Origin of the sequence: Variovorax paradoxus (genome assembly GCF_009498455.1) — a bacterium.
In the GTDB taxonomy this organism is placed as follows: Bacteria; Pseudomonadota; Gammaproteobacteria; order Burkholderiales; family Burkholderiaceae_C; genus Variovorax; species Variovorax paradoxus_H.
Genome location: NZ_CP045644.1, coordinates 520,680 through 541,493 on the forward strand (window position 1 = coordinate 520,680; position 20,814 = coordinate 541,493).

23 protein-coding genes are annotated in these 20,814 nt (G+C 67.6%); 13 read left to right on the forward strand and 10 right to left on the reverse strand.

The features are described from left to right. Positions 1–145 precede the first annotated feature (145 nt). Genes GFK26_RS02300 through GFK26_RS02310 form a run of 3 tightly spaced genes read left to right on the forward strand, consistent with a single transcriptional unit; the run spans position 146 to position 1,808 of the window. Positions 146–1,180 carry a M35 family metallo-endopeptidase gene (locus tag GFK26_RS02300; protein WP_153280670.1) on the forward strand — a complete coding sequence of 345 codons (1,035 nt, stop codon included), beginning with the start codon at positions 146–148 and terminating at the stop codon, positions 1,178–1,180. Continuing rightward, a complete protein-coding gene (locus GFK26_RS02305; protein ID WP_153280671.1) occupies positions 1,177–1,659 on the forward strand; it encodes a hypothetical protein in 483 nt (160 codons plus the stop codon). Before GFK26_RS02300 ends, GFK26_RS02305 begins: the two co-directional genes overlap by 4 nt. Beyond that, a complete protein-coding gene (locus GFK26_RS02310) occupies positions 1,656–1,808 on the forward strand; it encodes a hypothetical protein (protein ID WP_153280672.1) in 153 nt (50 codons plus the stop codon). Before GFK26_RS02305 ends, GFK26_RS02310 begins: the two co-directional genes overlap by 4 nt. Positions 1,809–2,085: 277 nt before the next feature. Here the strand turns inward: GFK26_RS02310 and GFK26_RS02315 are convergent, their stop codons facing one another. After that, positions 2,086–2,376 carry a putative quinol monooxygenase gene (locus GFK26_RS02315; RefSeq protein ID WP_153280673.1) on the reverse strand — a complete coding sequence of 97 codons (291 nt, stop codon included), beginning with the start codon at positions 2,374–2,376 and terminating at the stop codon, positions 2,086–2,088. Between the two features lie 157 nt (positions 2,377–2,533). Then, positions 2,534–3,496: an AraC family transcriptional regulator gene (locus GFK26_RS02320; RefSeq protein WP_153280674.1), complete on the reverse strand. Its 963-nt coding sequence runs from the start codon at positions 3,494–3,496 to the stop codon at positions 2,534–2,536. 43 nt (positions 3,497–3,539) lie between these two features. Here GFK26_RS02320 and GFK26_RS02325 point away from each other — a divergent pair, with 43 nt between their 5' ends. Then, a complete protein-coding gene (locus GFK26_RS02325; protein ID WP_228121875.1) occupies positions 3,540–3,689 on the forward strand; it encodes a hypothetical protein in 150 nt (49 codons plus the stop codon). Positions 3,690–3,738: 49 nt separating this feature from the next. On the opposite strand, the gene GFK26_RS02330 is transcribed toward GFK26_RS02325, so the two are convergent. Together GFK26_RS02330 and GFK26_RS02335 are read right to left on the reverse strand one after the other, a co-directional pair. Continuing rightward, positions 3,739–4,059: a hypothetical protein gene (locus tag GFK26_RS02330; protein ID WP_153280675.1), complete on the reverse strand. Its 321-nt coding sequence runs from the start codon at positions 4,057–4,059 to the stop codon at positions 3,739–3,741. Between the two features lie 398 nt (positions 4,060–4,457). Next, positions 4,458–4,985, reverse strand: a complete 528-nt coding sequence (locus GFK26_RS02335) for a hypothetical protein (RefSeq protein WP_153280676.1) — start codon at positions 4,983–4,985, stop codon at positions 4,458–4,460. A gap of 569 nt (positions 4,986–5,554) precedes the next feature. On the opposite strand from GFK26_RS02335, the gene GFK26_RS02340 reads away from it, so the two are divergent. The 3 genes from GFK26_RS02340 to GFK26_RS02350 all read left to right on the forward strand — a co-directional run bounded on the left by GFK26_RS02340 (position 5,555) and on the right by GFK26_RS02350 (position 8,192). Then, complete coding sequence (locus tag GFK26_RS02340) at positions 5,555–6,808, forward strand: MFS transporter (RefSeq protein WP_228121876.1); 1,254 nt, start codon at positions 5,555–5,557, stop codon at positions 6,806–6,808. Between the two features lie 24 nt (positions 6,809–6,832). Then, on the forward strand, positions 6,833–7,657 hold the full coding sequence (gene dkgB / locus GFK26_RS02345) for a 2,5-didehydrogluconate reductase DkgB (RefSeq protein ID WP_153280677.1): 825 nt from the start codon (positions 6,833–6,835) through the stop codon (positions 7,655–7,657). A 109-nt stretch (positions 7,658–7,766) separates the two neighbouring features. Next, a complete protein-coding gene (locus GFK26_RS02350) occupies positions 7,767–8,192 on the forward strand; it encodes a PaaI family thioesterase (RefSeq protein WP_153280678.1) in 426 nt (141 codons plus the stop codon). A 39-nt stretch (positions 8,193–8,231) separates the two neighbouring features. Here the strand turns inward: GFK26_RS02350 and GFK26_RS02355 are convergent, their stop codons facing one another. Continuing rightward, the gene (locus GFK26_RS02355) at positions 8,232–8,684 is read right to left on the reverse strand and encodes a hypothetical protein (RefSeq protein ID WP_228121877.1); all 453 of its coding nucleotides are present in this window, start codon (positions 8,682–8,684) and stop codon (positions 8,232–8,234) included. 60 nt (positions 8,685–8,744) lie between these two features. Here GFK26_RS02355 and GFK26_RS02360 point away from each other — a divergent pair, with 60 nt between their 5' ends. Then, a complete protein-coding gene (locus GFK26_RS02360; RefSeq protein ID WP_153280679.1) occupies positions 8,745–9,605 on the forward strand; it encodes a hypothetical protein in 861 nt (286 codons plus the stop codon). Positions 9,606–9,628: 23 nt separating this feature from the next. On the opposite strand, the gene GFK26_RS02365 is transcribed toward GFK26_RS02360, so the two are convergent. Together GFK26_RS02365 and GFK26_RS02370 are read right to left on the reverse strand one after the other, a co-directional pair. Beyond that, positions 9,629–10,936, reverse strand: coding sequence for a cyanate transporter (locus tag GFK26_RS02365; RefSeq protein WP_153280680.1), 1,308 nt, complete (start codon positions 10,934–10,936; stop codon positions 9,629–9,631). Then, positions 10,933–12,123, reverse strand: a complete 1,191-nt coding sequence (locus GFK26_RS02370; protein WP_153280681.1) for an amidohydrolase family protein — start codon at positions 12,121–12,123, stop codon at positions 10,933–10,935. Before GFK26_RS02370 ends, GFK26_RS02365 begins: the two co-directional genes overlap by 4 nt. 231 nt (positions 12,124–12,354) lie before the next feature. On the opposite strand from GFK26_RS02370, the gene GFK26_RS02375 reads away from it, so the two are divergent. Continuing rightward, entirely contained in the window at positions 12,355–13,302 is a 948-nt protein-coding gene (locus tag GFK26_RS02375; RefSeq protein ID WP_153280682.1) for a DMT family transporter, read from the forward strand. Positions 13,303–13,352: 50 nt separating this feature from the next. Then, positions 13,353–14,183 carry a TorF family putative porin gene (locus tag GFK26_RS02380; RefSeq protein ID WP_153280683.1) on the forward strand — a complete coding sequence of 277 codons (831 nt, stop codon included), beginning with the start codon at positions 13,353–13,355 and terminating at the stop codon, positions 14,181–14,183. On the opposite strand, the gene GFK26_RS02385 is transcribed toward GFK26_RS02380, so the two are convergent. Next, the gene (locus tag GFK26_RS02385; RefSeq protein ID WP_101491235.1) at positions 14,184–15,188 is read right to left on the reverse strand and encodes a Bug family tripartite tricarboxylate transporter substrate binding protein; all 1,005 of its coding nucleotides are present in this window, start codon (positions 15,186–15,188) and stop codon (positions 14,184–14,186) included. It lies immediately after the preceding gene. Positions 15,189–15,298: 110 nt separating this feature from the next. On the opposite strand from GFK26_RS02385, the gene GFK26_RS02390 reads away from it, so the two are divergent. From GFK26_RS02390 to GFK26_RS02400, 3 genes are all read left to right on the forward strand, one after another. Further along, positions 15,299–16,981: an MBL fold metallo-hydrolase gene (locus GFK26_RS02390; RefSeq protein ID WP_153280684.1), complete on the forward strand. Its 1,683-nt coding sequence runs from the start codon at positions 15,299–15,301 to the stop codon at positions 16,979–16,981. Next, positions 16,978–17,706 carry an RNA pseudouridine synthase gene (locus tag GFK26_RS02395; RefSeq protein ID WP_153280685.1) on the forward strand — a complete coding sequence of 243 codons (729 nt, stop codon included), beginning with the start codon at positions 16,978–16,980 and terminating at the stop codon, positions 17,704–17,706. Before GFK26_RS02390 ends, GFK26_RS02395 begins: the two co-directional genes overlap by 4 nt. Positions 17,707–17,822: 116 nt before the next feature. Then, positions 17,823–18,389, forward strand: coding sequence for a hypothetical protein (locus tag GFK26_RS02400; RefSeq protein ID WP_153280686.1), 567 nt, complete (start codon positions 17,823–17,825; stop codon positions 18,387–18,389). Between the two features lie 19 nt (positions 18,390–18,408). On the opposite strand, the gene GFK26_RS02405 is transcribed toward GFK26_RS02400, so the two are convergent. Beyond that, the gene (locus tag GFK26_RS02405) at positions 18,409–19,881 is read right to left on the reverse strand and encodes an efflux transporter outer membrane subunit (RefSeq protein ID WP_153280687.1); all 1,473 of its coding nucleotides are present in this window, start codon (positions 19,879–19,881) and stop codon (positions 18,409–18,411) included. 5 nt (positions 19,882–19,886) lie between these two features. Beyond that, positions 19,887–20,810: an HlyD family secretion protein gene (locus GFK26_RS02410; protein WP_153280688.1), complete on the reverse strand. Its 924-nt coding sequence runs from the start codon at positions 20,808–20,810 to the stop codon at positions 19,887–19,889. Between the last annotated feature and the right edge of the window lie 4 nt (positions 20,811–20,814).

A 20,814-nucleotide genomic window follows, 5' to 3' on the forward strand; every position in this document is an offset into this window, starting at 1 on the left:
CACCCAGGAATTTTTCGGCCGCCTGGCCGCCCGAAGGCCAAAAACCGGCGGGTAGCGTGACTAAATCCGAAGCCGGTTGACACTGGGCCACAGTGTCGAAGACCGCATCCTTCTACAACTCCCAGACACAACTGGGAGGTTCAGGATGATGCGAAGAATTCTTGTGGTCGGCGACCCGCCGGCAGCCGGCGGCCGCGTGCTGCCCTACGACGGTCCGATGTTCGATCTGTACGGCCATCGCGTGGCGCTGATCGGTGGCAGGGCTTACTGCGAGGGGTGCAACAGTGTCGGCATCATCGCCAAGGCGGGAGGACCGCGCCGCCCGCAGTTCATCACGGAGGCGGCGCTGGAAGGCGACGTGGTGATCTGCCACTGCCCCGTGCCGCAGCCTCTGCTTTCCGTACTGCAGCAATCGGCGACCTACGAGGACATGGACACGCGTGCGGCGAGCGCCGTGTCGAGCGCGGCAACGTCGATCCCGCTGGCGGCCACGACGAGCTCTGGTTTCGAGATGGCCGCGTTCAAGAAGGTGGTGGACGATGCCGTCACGCATCCGCCAGAGGCCGAGCAGACCGAGAACATCTGTCCGAACATGACGAACAAACAGTTCGCGACGGCAACACTGAAACTGCGGGATCTGGCCGTCAGCTACATCACGAAGCAACGGCTCCCCGAGTTGGAGCGCTGGGACAAGGAAGCCCAGGCGCGCGTGGCAACGTGGTTTGGCATCGCCGACCAGGGCACACGCGAGCATCTGCAGAAGGGCTTGGCCGCATGCGTTCGTGTCCTTCAAGGGCTGGGAGCGAAGAACTTTGTTCGCTTCACCGCAGGCGGAAAATTGCTCACCTGCGTTTTGGATAACGGGGTGGGGACCGTCGCAGCCGTATGCAAGCCTGATGTTGCGACTCACACCATTGCGATTGCGTTGCCGTTTTGTGAGTTCACATACGACCACAGGGTCGTCTTCGGAACGGACAAGGTCTTCGACGGCGACTCCCGACTTTTGACCTTGATCCACGAAGTGACGCATTTCGATGACACCTTCAGCTCAAACGACACTTGGTACGGCACGATCAACTCAAGGGACCATGTCAACAAAGAGAATTCGGCGGCACTTCGGGTCAATGCAGACAGCATTGCCGCCTACGTTCTTGGCGTTGACGCAAACGCATCGAAATGAAGAGCAATCAGCGATCTTTTTTGCGCCACTTCGTGGCGTCTCTTGCCCTGCTGTTCGCGCCAGTCGTGTTGGCCTGCAGCCCCATCAAGAGCATTGGCGTTGTCTTCGAACGGAACTCTGCCGCGCTCCCCGCAAAGGAAGTCTTCAAGCTAGCCAATTGGACCGCCTCACTGCGCGCGAGGTATCCCAATCGCGAAGCCATCTTCATGACAACGCAGGCGGCGTTCGGTGAGCACGATGGAAGCAAGCTCGGCCTGCAGCGCGCCAGAAATGTCGCGCGAGTCCTCAAGGAGGATTTGCAGTTTGACGTGCCCAAAGTCGAACTTCCCTCCAAAGGATATGTCGCAGCCATTCCCGTTCCCGAGGAAAGCCGCGACTTGGTGAAGCGCGTCGACATCGAATTCTTGCCAGCCTGCCCGCACGAGTGCCCGTGCCAAATGGGAGACCCTCTCTACAACCCGCTGGATCAAAGACGATGAAGGGTCGAGCCGTCGCTCTGCTGTCACTGATCCTGACCGCAAGACCGGTGGCCGCTTGCAGCTACATCGTGCAGACCCAGATCAGCTTCGAACCCGGCTCGGCGGAACTGAACCGGTCGCAGGTCATCCACCATTCGCGGAATGGCTGAACCGCTCGTACGCAGCCTTTCCCCTGTACACAGGCGCGTCGGTGGAAACCGGCGCGTCCGGCCCTGTAACCAGCAAGGCAAAGGCGTTGGCTGAGCGGCGCGCGACCCACACGGCGAGAGCGCTGCGCACGCTGTTTCGCACCGACCTTCCCATAGAAACGTTCTCAAGGGCGTACCGCTCGCCAGTCGGAAAATTTGGCGAGCGCAACGACTTCGCTTCGATCCAGCTCTATCCCGATGCTGAAGGACTGAAGCTGCCTACCTGCCACCCCGCCCCTCAAAGCTCCCGGCAATAGCAGCTGACAGGCTCCCGCGCCAACTCCCCTGCCAGCGCATCCCAAGCCCCCGACGCCACTGCGCCCACAATATGCGCTTGGTGGTGTGCCTGCGACGCCCACGATTCGACCAGCGTGAAAACGCAGTCGTTGTCGCTGCGACCGAACAGCCGCACGCCCCGGCACCCATCCGCCGATGGCAGCGATTGCTTGACCTGGTTCATGAGTTCCGCGAACGCAGACGCGCGCTCGGGCTTGGCTTCGAAAGTGATGATGACGTTGATCGGGTCCATGGACATTTCTTCTTCGCGTTGGCTGGTTGATTCAATGAATGAAAAGAGAGAGCAGGCAGGTTAGCCAGCCCCCTCCCCCGCGCCTAGGCACGAAGCTGCGAAGAAATTGACCATGGCTGCGAAGGACGCAGGCAGCCATGCCGGGGTCACCCAGGCATCACGCCGCCTGCATGCGCCGCACGTACTCCGCAGGCGTCGTCTCGAACCGTCTGCGAAACGCGCGGTTGAAATGCGCCGCGCTCTCGAATCCCACCTGGGCAGCCGCATCGCCGGGGCGCAGCCCGGCGCCCAGCATCAGCGAGCGCGCCTCTTCCAGGCGCAGGTCGCGAATGCAGCGCATCGGCGTGACGCCGGCCACCTCGCGAAAGCTGTGCGCGAAGTGCGAAGGGCTCATGTGGACGTGGCTCGCGATCTCGGCCACCGACAGCGGCCGGCCCAGATGGCGGCGCATGAACCCGATGGCCGTCTGTATGCGGGCGCCGGCCTTGGTGACCGCGCTCGCGCTGCGAATGGCGGCGGCGGCCTCGGAGCGCAGCAGCCGCAGCACGATCTCCTCGACGGCCAGCGGCGCGAGCGTGCGGCGGTCCACCGGGTCATCGGCCGCCAGCAGCAGGCGGGCGAAGGCCTCGACCACCTCCGGCTCCACCGGCGCCGTGAAGTGCTCTCGCACGCGGGCGCGCTCGGCCGGCAGCGCATCACCGCCTTCGGCCAGTGCGAGGACCGACTTGACCAGCACGTCGGGCGGCAGGTCCAGATGAATGGCCAGGTACGGCGCCGCGGCGCTCGCCCCGACGACCGTGCCGAGGCACGCGACCTCGGCCCCGAGCACCAGGCATTGCATGGCGCCGTAGGCCAGCGAACGGCCGCCGCCGAGGTGCGCGGTCTTGCGGCCCTGCAAGACCACCACCACGCCCGGCGTGAGGCGCTGGGTTTTCTCGTAGCGGATCGGGTGCGAGAAGCGGTAGCAGCGCAGGCCCGGGTACAGCACGTCGGTGCGGCCGTCCGCAGGGGTTCGCGCTGCGACCATGTCGCGCAGTCGGGTCCAGGCGGCGGAAATGAAGGTGGCCTCTTCGGGTTTGTTGTTGTTGCTGTCGTCGGCGGCAATGGGCGCAACTGGCATCGGCTTTGTCGTGGAGAAGAGAGAACGCTGGAAAGCGAACGGGATGCGCAGCGTAGCCGGTCAGCGCGCGCCCGTGAGCGTGCAGACCGTGTCGAACTCGGACCACCACAACATCACCGGGCTCGAAGAGACGTGGTTGATGCTGGTGGACTTTGCGTTGACGGCGGTGTTGCCGGAGCCGAAGGCGGCGTAGGGGGTTGCGGCCGGTAGCAATGCAGCGGCCTCACGCCGGCCGCCGCGGGTTAAGCCGGCTTGAGCGAGGGCTGCACTTGCAGCGCATCGCGCACGGCACCGGCGGTTGCGTTGACGGTGGCGATGCGCGTCATCAACGCTTCGTTGAGCAGGCGCAGCAAGGCGCTCAGTTCAGTGCGGGTGGGGGCGAGCTCTTCGCTGTCGTTCAGCGCGCTGGTGTCAACGAGCTTTTCTAGCGCTGTGTAGGCACGCATTACAGCGTTGAGGTTGTCGGCGTCGTCGCAGGCTTGCAGGGCGAGGTCGTCGAGAGAGGGAAATGCGGGGGAGTGCCGAGTGGGCGATTGCCCGCGCACGGATGCAGCTTCAGCCATGAGAGGCCTCCAAGAATTTCGGTTTGCTACAACCGCCGCACCCGCTTCCAAACGGGGGCGGCAGCTCGAACGGGTTGGAAGACCGGGAAACTCTTGCAAGAAACCGGCAGGGCTCGCGCCCTCCCGTCCGAGCCGCCAAAAACTGGCGCGCGAACGAAAAAGCCGCAGACCCTGTGCAGTGACTGCGGCTTTCGTCGCAGAGTTTCGAACGGGCTTCCAAACCCGGTCGCGCTTCTTTTCGCGCGACGCGGCAGTATATCGACGGCCAGCTAGTGGCGACCCCATCGCTGTCGCTCGGCGAGGAAAGTCGCTCCCCGCCTCGATTTTCTTGGCGACTCAAGATCAAGCATGTACCGCCTACTCTGAGATTCGCCGCATTTCGCTGGCAACGCCGTCCTCTAACCCAAGCTCAGCCCAACTTGACACCGGGAGACCATTCCGCCCGTTAGCGTCATGCTTCCACCTCCCGGAGTAGAGATATTGAGGTTCTGCGGATCGCCAACGATTCGGTAGCCGCCCAAATACATATCGAGACGTTCAACGACCAATCGCTCAGGCAGCTCCACCCGCAAACGAAGAGATATGTCACCGGGACCTTGGCGAACAGTAATTACGCCGCCCACTGCTTCGACATCCCAGTTGCTTGTGTGAGGACGCCACTCGTTTTCAACGATTTCAAGACTTGGCGTTCCTGCCCCGTCATGAAAAGTACCTGACAGCCGAAAAGGCGCCCCAGCTTCTTCGCCCGGAAGTACACGAAATAAGGGGGTGCCGCGTACTTCAATTGGAACCGGACACTCGTGCAACGTGGTTCCACCAAACACCAGCACTGGAGCCACTTTTCCGAGTGAGAAGACTTCGCTCGCATAACCCTGATTTCGGCAAATAGGCGCTTTCATTGCGTCAGCAACCGTCGCTTTCGTCATGAACTTTCGCGTGACCTTCGCATGACATTGGGGACATAGCAGCGCGATGCTACGAGCGTCGTGCTCAGTTGCCCAAGCAAACGGAGGATCCACATGTTCGTATTCAACGATTGCGGACCCACACACGACGCACCCAAAACCGCAGGCTTGCCGTACTGCTCGTTTTACGTCAGCTGGAATGTGTCGTGGCAGGCCATGCCTATTCGTTTCAGTCATGAAGTCTCACAAATCTCTCATTCCCACGGTCCTCTAGCGAACACGAGTGATCTTCTAAACCCGGTCTTACATCTTTGGTGCGCCCTATTTGGTTGCGCGTTGGCAAATAAGACACCAGGAGCCATACAACGATAGTACGTGCCACTTGCGAGAACGCGGCTCGGGATTACGTGCTCCTGGGAGCAACCCGCATGTGTTGGGCGGTCTTTTCATTCGAGGCTTTCAATCACTCTTTGAGCACATCAGATTCGCAAGAATATTTGCCCACAGATCAAGTATCTTCTGACTTCAACCCCATTTATCCGCAAAGGTAACCGCAAGACACTCCTCCTCATCCCAGAAGGAGTGCTCTCATGCCAATCGCCTTACTCGCGCTGACCCTCAGCGCCTTCGCCATCGGAACGACCGAGTTCGTCATCGTTGGCCTCCTCCCCACCGTCGCTGCCGACCTCGGCATCGGCCTTCCCTCGGCCGGCCTGCTGGTCAGCCTCTATGCGCTGGGCGTTGCCATTGGCGCGCCGGTGCTCACGGCCCTCACGGGCAAGCTGCCGCGCAAGGCGCTGCTGCTCGGGTTGATGGCGCTGTTCACGGTCGGCAATCTGCTGGCGTGGCAGGCGCCCAGCTATGAATCGCTGATTGCCGCCCGCGTGCTCACGGGGCTGGCGCACGGGGTGTTCTTCTCGATCGGCTCGACCATTGCCACCGGCCTGGTGCCGAAGGACAAGGCGGCGAGCGCCATCGCGATCATGTTCACGGGCCTCACGGTGGCGCTGGTCACGGGTGTGCCGCTGGGCACGTTCATCGGGCAGCACTTCGGCTGGCGCGAGACTTTCCTGGCGGTGTCGGCGCTGGGCGTGGTCGCCTTCATCGGCAGCTGGATCTTCGTGCCGGGCAACATCCGCCACACGCCGCCGGCCTCGCTGGCGCAGCAAGCGAAGGTGCTGGCCGAGCCGCGCCTGCTGCTGGTGTATGCCAAGACGGCCATCGGCTACGGCGGCTCGTTCATTCCGTTCACGTTCCTGGCGCCGATCCTCACCGACGTGTCGGGCTTCAGCGCCGGCGCAGTGGGCTGGGTGATGCTGGTGTACGGCATCTCGGTGGCGGTGGGCAACATCTGGGGCGGCAAGCTGGCCGACCGGCTGGGTCCGATTCCGGCGCTGAAGATCATCTTTGCGCTGCTGGCGGCCGTGCTGCTGGTCTTCAACTTCGCGGCGCCGCACAAGTGGCTGGCGCTGGTGGCGGTGCTGATGTGGGGCGCGGTGGCGTTCGGCAACGTGCCGGGGCTGCAGGTGTACGTGGTGAAGCAGGCCGAACGCTTCACGCCGCAGGCGGTGGACGTGGCCTCGGGCCTGAACATCGCGGCCTTCAACCTGGGCATTGCGGGCGCGGCCTGGGTCGGCGGGTTGATCGTGACGCACCTCGGGCTGATGCACACGCCCTGGATCGGCGCACTCGTCGTGCTGATCTCTCTGGCCCTCACGCAGTGGAGCGGATGGCTTGACGCTAACCCCCAGTCTTCGCGCACTTCGTGTCGCTTCGCCAACCCCCTTGCAGGGGGCAACGCCAGCGGCCCGGCAAAGCCGGTTCCGCGGCATTCCTCGAACTGAACCCATTCATCCCCAAGGACCCACATGACCACGAACAACATCAACACCCCCATTCCCGCCTTCGGCCTCGGCACCTTCCGCCTACAGGGCCAGGTGGTGATCGACTCGGTGAAGAACGGCCTCGACCTGGGCTACCGCACGATCGACACGGCGCAGATCTACGGCAACGAAGCCGAGGTGGGCCAGGCGATTGCCGAAAGCGGCGTGGCCCGCAGCGACCTGTTCATCACCACCAAGATCTGGACCGACCACTACGCCAAAGACAAGCTGGTGCCGAGCCTGAAAGACAGCCTCGCCAAGCTGCGCACCGACCATGTGGACCTGACGCTGATCCACTGGCCCTCGCCCGGCAACGCGGTGCCGGTGGCGGAGTTCATGGGCGCGCTGGCCGAGGCCACGGCGCTGGGGCTCACGAAGCAGATCGGCGTGTCGAACTTCAACATCGCGCTGATGCAGGAGGCCATTGCCGCCGTGGGCGCACCGGCCATTGCGACGAACCAGATCGAGCTGCACCCCTACCTGCAGAACCGCAAGGTGGCGGCCTTCGCGCAGAGCCACAACATCCGCATCACGTCGTACATGACACTGGCCTATGGCAAGGTGCTGAACGACCCGGTGATCGGCGCGATTGCCACGGCGCACGGCGCCACGCCCGCGCAGGTGGTGCTGGCCTGGGCAATGCAACTGGGCTACGCGGTGATTCCGTCGTCGACGAAGCGCGTGAACCTCGAGAGCAACCTGAAGGCGCAGCAACTGACGCTGACCGAGGCCGAGATGGCGCAGATCGCGGCGCTCGACCGCGGCGAGCGGCTGACCGATCCGCAAGGGCTGTCGCCGGCGTGGGATTGAGGCTTTGGGGTCGGGCGTGAGGCGGCGCGACCGCGCGGCAGAATGCAGCAACCCCTCGGGGCGCCACGACCGGCGCCCTTTTTCTTCTGCTTCTTTTCCCTCGTCAGCCATGACCGACCTCCACACCCGCATCTCCGACAGCTTCAACGCACAGGGCCTGATGGCCACGCTCGGCGCGCGGCTGGCGCATGTGGGCGATGGCGAGGTGCACATCGAGATGCCGTTCTCGAAGGCGCTGTCGCAGCAGCGCGGCTATGTGCATGCGGGCGCCGTGACGAGCATCGTCGACAGCGCCTGCGGCTACGCGGGGCTGACGAAAGCGCCGCAGGGCTGCGACGTGGTGACGGCGGAGTTCAAGATCAACTTCATGCGGCCGGCGCTGGGCGAGCGCTTCCTGGCGGTCGGCCGGGTGCAGAGCGCGGGCAAGCTGCTCGCGGTGTGCACGGGCGAAGTGCGTGCCTTCGCGAAGGCGGGCGACACGGATTACAAGGTGGTGGCGATGATGCAGGCGACCATCGTGAACGTGGCGCAGTAAGCGGGCGACAGCGGCAAGCGCCCTCTTCGCTTCGCGCGGCTACCCGCGCGGCGTTGCGGCTTTGCTGTGTTCTTCTTTTTGCTTTTTCTGCTGCTCGGCAATCACTGCGCGGCACATGGCCTGCAGTTCCGCCGCGACGGCATCCGGCGCCTTGCGCAGCTCGGCCATGTCGCGTTCGCCGACGCAGTGGCCTTCGAGGCGAACGTAGATGCGATTGAAGTTGCCCCCGAGTGCGCGGGCAATGTCGCGCAGGCAATCGGCGACGCTGGCAAAGCCGGTGTGGCTGTAAGAGCTGGGCGGAATCACGCCCTTCGAGCGCGGCGCGCGCACGGAATACAGGTACGACGCGCCTTCCGACCGCAGCTCCACCACGGGCTGCAGACCGCGCTGAACGTCGCCTTTTCCTTGCTTTCCTTGCATGGGGCGCAGTGTAAATCTGGCGCGGGCAGAATCTGACGACCCGGCCGAAGGCCGCTTCGCAAGGAGCGGCACTTCTTCATTCTTGTCACGGCGCCGCGCTCACACTGCAGCCGCCATTCACACTTTGGACCCATGGCCAATCGCTCTTACCTGTACAGCCTCAGCAACCGGCCCACGTCGTACGCGGACCGGCCCGAAACGATCTCGGGCGTGTCCGAGTGGAACTACGACGTGCCGTTCATGTACCGGCTGCTGATGTCGGGCGATCCGCAGCTGTGCGCGTCGCTGATTGCCGATGGGCTCGATGACGACGAGGCGGACGAGAAGGTGAAGCTGTACGCGATCAGCAGCAACTTCGAACCGGGCTTTGCGCGGGTGAAGCGCTTCATCGAGATGGTGCGGTTTCTGGCAACGCAAGCGCCGACGCCATCGCCCGCCGCTCCGCCCACGGCACCTGCGGCGGCGCCAAAGGCCACGTCGTTCATCGACCAGCTCAAGGGCTGGTTCTCGCCGTCCGCCGCATCGAAGGCGCCGCCTGCGGCTGTCGCACCCGCAGCGACAACACCCGCGACGGGCTCGACGCAACTGCCGAAGTGGTTGGACGACACCCTGGCTTTTCTTGAAACCCACCGCGACGAGCATCTGCTGCTGGAGACGGTCGAGCTCGACACCATGTCCGAGTCGGAAGAAGCCCCGCTGCGGGCCTGCGTGGAGCAAGAACTCGCGCGCTGTCAGCAAGCCGGCGCCGCGCTCGACGCGCTGTCGCAAGACATCGCGGCGGCGGCGCAGTTGCTGCGCGAGGCCGGTGCAACCAAGCAGGCGGCGCCGCTCGATGCGTTCTTCGGGCTGCGCTTCGACGACGACTGCGACAGCACGCGCAGCCGCGCGACGGAATATCCGCTCGGGCTGCAGTGGCACGACGTTCTGTACTTCGGCCTGTTCAACCGCGCCGAGTTCGAAGCGGCGCAGCGCGGCGACGCTGCTGCGGCATAGCACCCCGACGTCGATCTCCTGTCTCAGGCCTTGCGGGCTTGGTCGATGGGGCACAGCGCGGGTGCAACCTTCGCGTCGAACAGGCCGTCGGTGGCGCTGGCGTAGCGGCGCGGGTCGAAGCGCAGCACGGCGGGCAGCAGCAACACGGCAACCGCGGCCAGGTAGGCCCAGGCCATGGTGAAGCCGCCGGTCTGCTCACGCACCCAGCCGGTGACGAAGGGCGCGAGCGCCGCGATCATGAAGCCCACGCCCTGCATGAAGCCCGCGAGCGCACCGGCCTGCGCGGGGTCGGGCCGGTGGTCGAGTGCGAGCACCATGCACAGCGAGAACGCACCGCCCAGGCCGACGCCGAGCACGACGGCGATGAGCGCCGCCGGCACGGGCAGCGCGAGCCCGAGTGCGGCAAAGCCCGCGAGCTGCGCCAGCAGCGCGCCGGCCAGCCAGGGCCGCAGGTCGCGCTGGCCGCCGCGCCGCGCGAGCGACGGCAAGGTCAGCGCGCCGACGACCTGCGCCAGCGTCATGAGCGCGAGCACGGCGCCGCCCTGCTGCGCCGTCCAGCCGCGCTCGGCATGAAAGTAATGCGGCAGCCACGCGACGAGGCTGGTGTAGCCGCCGTTGATGAGGCCAAAGCACAGGGCCAGCAGCCACGCGCGGCGATGGCCGAAGCAGCGCAGCCAGGCGCGATCGAGCGAGGGGTCGGCGGTGCCGCGCGCGGATGACGACGCAGAAGGCAGCTGCCGCGCACCGCGCAGCCACGCCACCAGCGCCGCGACCGCGAGCACCGCCCACATCGCGAGGCCGGCGTGCCAGTCGAGCTGCGCATCGCCGCCCACGGCGCGCGCGAGCCACGGGCTGGCCATGGCGCCGAGCCCGCCGCCGCCCATGATGGCGGCCGAGTAGAGCCCGGTCATGAGGCCCAGCCGCGCGGGGTAGGCCTGCTTGACCACGCCGGGCATGAGCGCCTGCACCAGCCCCACGCCCGCGCCCGCGAGCGCGGCGCTCCACAGCAGCGCCGCAGCGCCGCCTGCCACATAGCGGCCGGCGCAGGCCAGCGCGATGGCGCCGAGCCCGAGCGCAATGCCGCCGCGCGCACCCAGCCGCTGGCCCACGGCCGCGCCCGACAGCGACACCGCGCCCATCGCGAACATCGGCAGCACGGTGAGCAGCGCGACCGCGTGAAAGCCGATGCCGGTCGCGGCGCGGATCGGTTCGAGCAAGGGGCTGCTCGACGTGAGAAAGGCGCGCAGGTTGAGCGCGACGAGCACGACCACGCAGGCGAAGAAGACCGGACCCGCGCAGGTGCGCGAGCTGTCGAATGCAGCGCGGCTCATGCGGGCACGAGCGTGCCGTGGCGCGCGACCACGCGGCCGCCCGACACCACGAGCCGGCGCACCGGGCGGCTCACCACGGCCTGTGCAGTCGTTTGCGCGTCGACCAGCACGAGGTCGGCGCGGCAACCCACGTCGAGCCCGTAGGCCGCGAAGCCGCAGCCGCGCGCGCCGGCGTGGGTGACAGTGTCGAGCGCGACGTCGAGCTCGTCGTCGCGGCGCAGGTTGTAGCGAAGGCCGATGAGCATGGCGCGCTCGAGCATGTCGGGGTTGCCGTAGGGCGACCAGGTGTCGCGGATGCCGTCGTTGCCGCCGAGCACCGTCACGCCGGCCGCGCGGCACGCCATGAGCGGCGGCACGCTGCGCGAAGGCGGCGCGCTGGTGACGAGCACCACGCCGAGCTTCGCCATGCGCGCGAGCAGCACATCGCGCTCGCGTTCGGTCAGGTCGCCCAAACAGAAGCCGTGGCTGATCGCCACCTTGCCCTGCATGCCGAGCGCCTCGGTGCGCTGCAGGATCAGGTCGAGCGAGAAGGCGCCCATGGCGCCGGGCTCGTGCAGGTGGATGTCGAGCGGGCGCTGGTGCTTGTGGGCAATGCCGAAGAGCACGTCGAGCGACTTCACGGGGTCGCCGTCGATGGCGCAGGGGTCGAGGCCGCCGAGCACGTCGGCGCCCATCGCCAGCGACTGGTCGAGCAGCTCGGCCGTGCCGGCGCGCCCGAGCAGGCCCGACTGCGGAAAGGCGACGACCTGGATTTGCTGCACCTCGCGCAGCGTCTCGCGCGTGCGCAGCGTGCCTTCGAGGTGGCGCAGGCCGGCCTGGGTGTCGACGTCGACATGCGTGCGCAAGCGCGTGGTGCCGAGCGCGAGAAAGGCCTTGGCGAGCACCAGCGACTGGGCGGCGGCGTCATGGCCGCTGGCGTGGCGGAAAGCGCGCTCGTTCTCGATCTTGTCGGTGAGGTTCGTGCCGACCTCGTTGCGGTACCAGTCCATGCCCCACATCGTCTTGTCGAGGTGGGTGTGGCCTTCGACGAGGCCGGGCAGCAGCAAGGCGCCCTCGCCTTCTTCCAGGGTGGCGCCGGCCGGTGCGGCGAGTGCCGCGCCGATCTCGGCAATGCGGCCGTCGTGCACGCGCACATCGACCGCAGAAGCACCCAGGGGGCGCACGTTGCGAAGCAACAGGGAGGGCATGTTCGAACTCATGGGGTTGTATTTTTGTCAACCATATCGAATTATTTTGGGACGCGCTGGAGCAGCGCGTGATCGCCGGTGCGGCGGCGGTGCAGGAAGCCGACCTGGCGGCGCTGCTGAACGGCGAATGCGCCGGCGCGAAGCCACGGGCACGATCACTGAGATTTTCGCGCCCACGTTTCGCTCGTGAGCGAAGTGTCGAGGGGCCGGTCTCGCGAAGATCGGCGCACCATGCCAACGACCACGCTCGCCGCTTCCGGCCACCCCCACGCCCCCGCTTTCGAATGGGCGCTGCTCGCGGTGCTCGCAACCTGCTGGGGCGCCTCGTACACCTTCATCAAGATCGGCGTGGCGACGATCCCGCCGGTCACGCTGATCGCGACGCGCACCCTCATCGCCGGGTTGCTGCTGCTCGCGGTGCTGCGCGTGCGCGGCGTGCGCTGGCCGAAAGACGGCGCGACATGGCGGCGCTTCGCGCTGCAGGCTTGTCTGAACAGCGTGCTGCCGTTCACGCTGATTGCGTGGGCTGAACGCAGCGTGGATGCGGGGCTGGCGACCATCCTCAACTCGACCTCGCCGATCTTCATCTTCCTGCTGGGGTGGGGCATGGGCGGGTCGGGGAAGCCCACGCTGCAGCGGCTCCTCGGCGTGGGTGCGGGGCTGTCGGGCATCTGCCTGATCGTGGGCTTCGAGGCGCTGCACGGACTCGGGCATTCGCTGCTGGCGCAGCTGGCGCTGGTGGTGGCCGCCGTCTGCTACGGCTGCGCCGCGATGTTCGGCCGCGTGTTCAAGGGCCTGGACCCGATGGCGCCCGCGGCCGGCTCGCTGTTGAGCGGCGCGGCCCTGCTCGTGCCTGCAAGCCTGGCGATCGACAGGCCCTGGACGCTCGCCCCTTCGGCCGACTCGATGCTCGCCGTGCTGGCGCTGGCGGTGCTCTCGACCGCGCTGGCCTTCACGATCTACTTCCGGCTCATCAGGACGCTGGGGCCGATGTCGACGTCGGCACAGGCGTATCTGCGCGTGCCCATCGGCGTGACGATCGGCGTGGTGTGCCTGGGCGAGACGCTGGCGGCCACGGCGTGGGTCGGGCTGGCCTGCGTGGTGGTGGGCGTGGTCGCGATGACGATGCCCGACACACAACTTTTGCGCCGGGGCCTTCGTTTTTTACGCGGCCTTTAGACGCGCCCTTCTACGCTGCCGGCTCCTCCATCCGTTAGCGAATTCTTTCGATGAAACACCTCCTTCGCACCGCCTTGCCGGTGCTCGTTCTTCCCACCCTGTTCGCCCTGCCGATGCTCGCGAACGCGCAGCTCACAGGCAATGTGGCGCTGACCACGAACTACAAGTTCCGCGGCCAGGACCAGGACATGCTCGGCAAGAACGACTACGCCAAGACCCGCGGCGTCAAGCCCGCCATCCAGGGCGGCTTCGACTACGCCTTCGGCGACAGCGGCTTCTACGTCGGCAACTGGAACTCCAGCGTCAACTGGCTGCAGGGCAACAGCATCGAGAGCGACCTGTACGGCGGCTACAAGTTCAAGGCCGGCCCGCTCGACATGGATGTCGGCGCCCTCACCTACCTGTACCCGGGCAATTCGACGGGAAACACGACGGAGCTGTACGCCAGCGCGGGCTACACCGACGAAACCATCGGTGCGTTCACGCTGAAGTACTCGCACACGGTGTCGAAGGACTACTTCGGCTATGCGGGCAACAAGTCGGGCTCGGGCCGCACGGGCCGCAACACCGGCTACCTGAACCTGGCCTACAGCAAGGAGATCGTGCCCAAGGTCACGCTCAAGGCTGCCGTGGGCTACACGAACATGTCGAGCGACATCCGCAGCCTGGGCTACAAGAGCTACGTCGACTACAACGTCGGCGCCACCTACGACTTCGGCAGCGGCCTGACGCTCACGGGCTCGGTGCAGGGCGCGAACAAGAAGAGTTCGTACGTCTCAGTGGCCAACCCGGGCTGCGACGTCGGTTTCGGCACCGTCGGCCAGACGACGTACTCGCCGAACAAGGCGCGCTTCATCCTGACGTTGGCGAAGACGCTCTGATCAATCGATGCTGATGTTCGCCGCCTTGGCGACTTCGGCCCACTTCACGCGGTTGGCGTGCACGGTCTTCTTGAACTGGGCGGGCGACTCGATGCGCACGGTGTTGCCCTGGCTCTCGAAGCGCTCGCGGATCTCGGGCTGTTCGAGCACCGTCTTCACGGCGGCGTTGAGCTTGTCGACGATGTGCGCGTCGGTGCCCTTGGGCGCGAAGATGCCGAACCAGATCGCGCTGTCGAAGCCCTTGGTGCCCGGCAGGCCGCTGGAGGCGATGGTCGGCACCTCTTTCACGGCCGCCACGGCCGTGGCGGTGGTCACGCCCAGCAGGCGCACCTTGCCGGCCTTGTAGTGCGGCAGCACGGTCTGCACCTGGTTCATGATGCAGCAGGTTTCGCCGCGCACCACCGAGGTGATGGCCTCGGGGCCGCCCTTGTAGGGCACGTGGACCATGTTCAGGCCCAGGCGCGAATTGAACTCGGCAAAGGCCATGTGCGTGCCCGCGCCGTTGCCGGTGGAGGCGTAGTTGTACTTGCCGGGGTTGGCCTTCACCAGCTCGACGAACTCCTTGAGCGTGCGCACGTTGATCACGTCGGGGTTGATGGTGAGCACGTTCGACACGTCGAGCACGGGCGCCACGGGCACGAAGTCGGCCTCCACGTCGAAGGGCAGCTTCTTGTACAGCGCAGCATTGCTGCCGTGCGTGGCGGCGGTGCCGAACGAGAGCGTGTAGCCGTCGGGCTTGGCGTGCGCGACGTACTCGCTGGCGATGTTGCCGGCCGCGCCCGACTTGTAGTCGATGATCACCGGCTTGCCGAGCTGGCGCGACAGCGGCTCCTGGATGGCGCGGGCCACCACATCGACGCCCGAACCGGCCGGGAAGCCCATGATCAGTGTGACGGGTTGTTGCGGCCAGTCGGGCTGGGCCAGCGCCAGGGTCGATGCGGCGGCGGTGCAGAGCAAGGCGCCGGCGGCCAGCAGGGCGCGACGCGAGAAGGGAGAATGGGCCATATCGGTCTTTCTTCGAGGCGGACGGTGCAGGCGCACATTGTGGCGCGCGGCTGATATCTGTTTGCACATGTGCTTATGCACCGCGCCCCTTGCCTCTCCATAATCGCTCCATGGTCCGCCCCACACAACAACTCCACGCCCATCGCGAGCCGGTGCCCGTGCGCGCCGCCGCCACCGTCCTGCTGCTGCGCGACACCGACGCCGGGCTCGAACTCCTCATGACCCGCCGCTCGGCCACCGCGAGCTTCGCGCCCGGTGCCTACGTTTTCCCGGGGGGGCACATCGACGCGGCCGACGCGGACGCCGCACGCATCGCAGCACGGCGCGCCACGCAAAGCACCACGCAGCACACGCAGGCCATCGCCGCAATTCGCGAGGCTTTCGAAGAACTCGGCATCCTGCTGGCCCGCCACGCCGACGGCCGCGCCGTGAGCGCCGACGAGGTCGCCGCGATGGACCGCAACGCCACCGCCGGCACGGCCTTTGCCGACCAGTGCGCGGCACGCGGCCTGGTGCTGTCGGCCGACGAGGTGTTCACCTTCGCGCACTGGATCACCGACCGCGACCTGCCCAAGCGCTTCGACGTGCCCTTCCTGGTGGCGCGCATGCCCGAGGGTCAAGTGCCCACGGCCGACGAGAGCGAGCAGTTCGAGCCCTGCTGGGTGCGCCCGGCCGACGCGCTGGCGCGCCACGAGGCGGGCAGCTTCTTCATGATCTTCCCGACCATCCGCACGCTGCAGCGCATGGCGACCTACGCAACGGTCGATGCGGTGCTCGCGGCCTGTGCGCCGGCGAGCGGTGCGGAAGAAAAGCCGCTGTGGACCAGCTGCCCGCGCGCCGGCCTGCTCAAGGGCGAAGATGCGCGCTATATGGAACACGAGTCGCCCTTCGGCGAACTCGCACTGGTGTGCCCCGACGGCCAGATCGCGCACGCGCTCGACTGGCAGAGCACGCAGCCCGTGGCGCTGCTGAAGAACGTGCAGCGCCTCACCGCGCCGAACCCCAGCGCCATGACCGGCCCGGGCACCAACACCTACCTCGTGGGCGATGCGGCCACCGGCTACCTCGTGATCGATCCGGGCCCGAACGACGCGACGCACCTCGCACGGCTGATCGAAGCCACGCAAGGCGACATCCGCCTCATCGTCTGCACGCACTCGCACGCCGACCACTCGCCGGGCGCCGCGCCGCTGCAGGCGCTGTGCGCGGCCGAGCGCAAGCCGCCGATCCTGGGCCTGTCGTCCGCGCCCACGGCACGTTCCACCGCGCGCTTCAGCGCCGAGCGCGAGCTGGCCGACGGCGAACGGCTGGTGCTCTCGGGCACCGCGGCCGACGGCACGCCGCTCGTGCACACGCTGCGCGCCATCCACACGCCCGGCCATGCGGCCAACCACCTGTGCCTGGTGCTCGAAGAAGACGGCCTGCTGTTCTCGGGCGACCACATCCTCAACGGCAGCACGACGGTGGTCGATCCGCCGGACGGCGACATGACGGCGTACCTCGATTCGCTCGACAAGCTCGATGCGGCCTGCGCGGCCGGCGGCATCGAGTTCATCCTGCCGGCGCACGGCTACGTGATCGGCTTTGCGCGCACGGCCATCGCGCACCTGAAGGCGCACCGCCTGAAACGCGAGGCCAAGATCGCCGCCGCCATGCAGCGGCTGCCCGAAGGCACGCCCGAGCAGTGGCTGCCGCTCGCCTACGACGACGTGCCCGAGCGCATGTGGCCGGTGGCGGCGCGGTCGCTGGCGGCACACGTGGCGCGCATCCGTCAACTGGCGGACGCACGATGAACCGCTCGAACCGCCCCTCTGCTTCCAATGACGAAGGCGTGCGCCTGGCCAAGCGCGTGGCCGCGATGGCCCAGGTGTCGCGCCGCGAGGCCGAACTGCTGATCGAAAACGGCGCCGTGCGCGTCGACGGCGTGCCCGCGCTGCTCCCGCAATCGCGCGTGCAGGCGCACCAGCAGGTCGAGATCGCGGCCGGCGCGCGGCCCGAGCCGATCGTGCCGGTGACGCTGGTGCTCTACAAGCCCGCCGGCATGCCGACCGACAACGCGCACCAGCTGCTGGTGGCCGCCAACCACCACGACCCCGAACGCGAGGGCCAGCGCTTCCTGCCGGCGCATGTGCGCGGGCAACGCTGCATGACGCCGCTCGAAACCGGCGCCAGCGGCCTTGTGGCCTACACGCAGGAGTTCCGCATCGAGCGCAAGCTGCAGGAAGACGCGGGCATCCTCGAACACGAAGTGATGGTCGATGTGGCCGGCCCGGTCGGGCCTGAAATACTGGCGCGGCTGGAGCGTTCGCCCGCGCGCGTGAGCATCGGCCGCCAAGCCGACGACCAGACCGGTCTGCGCTTTGCGCTGAAGGGCGCGCGACCCGGGCAGATCGCGAACATCTGCGACACGGTGGGTTTGCGCATCCTGGCGATGCGGCGCCTGCGCATCGGCCGCGTGCCGCTCGCCGGGCTGCAGCCGGGACAGTGGCGCTACCTGGCGCCGCACGAGCGTTTCTGAGCGAACGAAGAAGCACTTCCTTAGAAAAGAAAAGGACTCACACGACGAGGCAGCGCAGCACCGCGAACTGCCACTTGGAAAAAGCGGCCCAGGCCGCGCACGGGAGATTGATCACCATGAAGTTCGGACCACCGATCCGCGCCCTCGCCTGCACCCTGCCGCTGACAGTGCTGGCGGGCTGCAGCTACCTCACCGCCCTGCTGTTCCCCGACGCGCCGATCGGCGCGCCGGCCGCGGCGACGGCCACCCAACCCACCGTGGTCTCGAAAGACGGCCTTGCGCCGATCACCGCGGTGCAGGTGGAACGCATCCGCGAGGTCGTCGGCGGCAAGCCCCCGAGCCCCGCGGTGGGCAAGGTGGTGGGGAGCGCGTCGCCGACCATCGAATCCTTTTTGCGTACCGAAGGCTGCATCACGGCGCGCAACGGCGCGGTGCTCAACCCCTTCGCGGCGCCCGGCCGGCTGTTCGACGGCACGGGCTTCCAGGGCGGGCCGATGGCCGAAATGCAGTACCACGACAAGACCGCCTGCGTGACGGTGCAGCGCATCCAGAACTGGAAGCTGGTGTCGCCCCGGTTGCTGCGTTTCGACGTGGTCTACGTGGGCGACGACGGCGAGGAGCGCGCCGTCAAGCGCCACGAGTTGACGCGCCAGCCCAAGGGCGGCTGGCTGTTCACGCGCTGAGCGAGCGAGCGCGTGCCGCTCAGCGGATGGTCGTGGCGGGCTTGCCTTGATCGGCGTGCGCGAGCGCGTCGTCCGCCGGTTCCCAGCCGCCGCCGAGCGCCATGAACAGCACGACCTGGTCGTCGGCCAACTGCGCCTCGCTGGCTGCCAATGCAGCGTCGGCACCGGCCAATGCGCGTTCGGCGTCGAGCGTGTCGAGGTAGGCCGTGCGGCCGTTGCGGTACAGCTGGCGCGCCTGCGCAGCGACCTTGGCGCTTTCGTCGCGCGAGGCCTGCAGGGCGGCGCGGCGGTCGAGCTCGCGTGCGTAGGTGCCGAGCGCGGTTTCGGTCTCACGCAGCGCCGTCAGCACGGTGCCGTCGAACTTGGCGAGCGCGGAGCGCGTGCCGGCTTCGGCCTGTGCGATGCGGGCCTGCGCGGCGCCGGTGTTGGGCACGGTCCACGAGATCAGCGGGCCGACGCTCCAGGCCAGCGTGTCCTGCCGGCCGAAGCCGGTGGCATGGCCGGCCGACGAGCCCGACAGGCCCAGCGTGACCTTCGGATAGAGATCGGCCGTGGCCACGCCGATGCGCGCGGTCGATGCGGCGAGGCTGCGCTCGGCCTGGCGGATGTCGGGCCGGCGGCGCAGCAGCGCGGCGCCGTCGCCCACCGGCAGCGCGCCGGCCACGCGCGGCGGGACGGTGCAGTCGGCCACCTCGCGCGGAAAGTCTTGCGGCAGCGCGCCGGTGAGCGTGGCCAGGCGGTAGAGCGCGCCCTGGCGCTGGGCCTTCAGCGGCGGCAGTGCGGCGTCGAGCTGCGCGAGCTGGGCGCGTGCGCGGCCGGCGTCGATGGCGCCGGCGCGGCCCGCGCGCTGCAGGCGCTCGGTGACGTTCACCGCGTCTTGTTGCAGCGCGACCGACTTCTGCGCGATCTGCAGCCGCAGGCCGGCCGAGCAGGCCTCGGCGTAGGCGCGCGCGGTGCCGGCCGCGACATTCACGCGCACGAGGTCGAGTGCGGCTTCGGCGGCCTGGCTGTTGGCGGCCGAGGCTTCGATGGCGCGGCGGATCTGGCCGAACAGGTCGACCTGGTAAGACAGCGACGCACCCGCGCTGTAGTTGAAGGTGTTCGGCGGCTCGTAGCCCTTCTGCAGCAGCGACAGGCCCGAGACATGGCCGAACGACGGCCCGCCGTTGACGCCGATGGTGGGGTACTTGGCGCCGGCCACTTCGGTTTCGATGGCGCGTTCGCGCTCGAGATTGGCGACGGCCTGGCGCAGGTCGGTGTTGTGCGCGAGCGCCTGGGTAACGAGCCGGTCGAGCAGCGGGTCTTGATAAAGGCGCCACCAGTGCGCGGGCAGCGGCGCGGCATTGGACGGTGCTTCGGCGAAAGGCCTGGCGGCAGCGGGCTGGCTGGCCAGCGCCTCGGACGGCTGCTGGTAGTCGGGGCCGACCGCCGCGCAGGCCGCGAGTCCGGCTGCGGCTGCGAGCGAGGCCATGCGAAAGGCGAAGCGAGTCATGGCACTTATCCCTTCTTCGGTGCGGCGCTGATCGGGGTCGCGTCGTGTTCGAGGACCTGCACCGTGACCGTCTGGCCCGCCACGAGGCGCGCGCCGTCGGGCAGCGGGTCGAGCTTCACGCGCACCGGAATGCGCTGTGCCAGCCGCACCCAGTTGAAGGTCGGGTTCACGCTGGGCAGCAGGTTGGCGCTGGTGGAGCGGTCGCGGTCGGCAATGCCGGCGGCCACGCTGTCGACCGCGCCTTCGAGCACCGCGCCGCCGCCCATCGGCGTCACGCGCACGCGGTCGCCCAGGTGGATGCGCGGCAGCTTGGTTTCTTCGAAGTAGCCCTCGACGTAGAACGACTGCGCATCGACCAGCGCGAGCACCGGATGGCCGGCGGCGGCGTAGCTGCCCTGGCGCAGGTCGAGGTTGGTGACGAGGCCGGCAGCCGGCGCGCGCACTTCGGCGCGCTGCAGGTTCAGGCGCGCCGAATCGAGCGCCACCTCGGCCTGCGCGACGGCGGCCCGTGCCTGCTCGACGCGGGCGCGGGTCTGTTCGCGCGACTCCTTCGACACCAGGTCGTCGAGCCCCGTGTTGCGCGCGTTCTCGCGCTGGGCCTGCGCGCTCACGGCGCGCTGCGCGGCAAGCGCAGCCTGCGCCTGGCGCACGGCGAGGTCGTAGCGCGCGCGGTCCACTTCGAACAGCAGCGTGCCGGCAGCGACCGACTGGTTGTCGCGGATCGGCACGGCCGTGACGAGGCCCGAGACGTCGGGCGCGATCTGGACCACGTTGGCGCGCACGCGGCCGTCGCGCGTCCACGGCGCCAGCTCGTAGTGGTCCCACAGGCGAAAGCCTGCCCAGACGGCGGCGGCCACCACGGCCACGGTGAGAAGAACGCGCAGCAGGCGCTGCGCCCGGGGGTTGTCTGCGAACAGGTTGGCTTTCATGGAA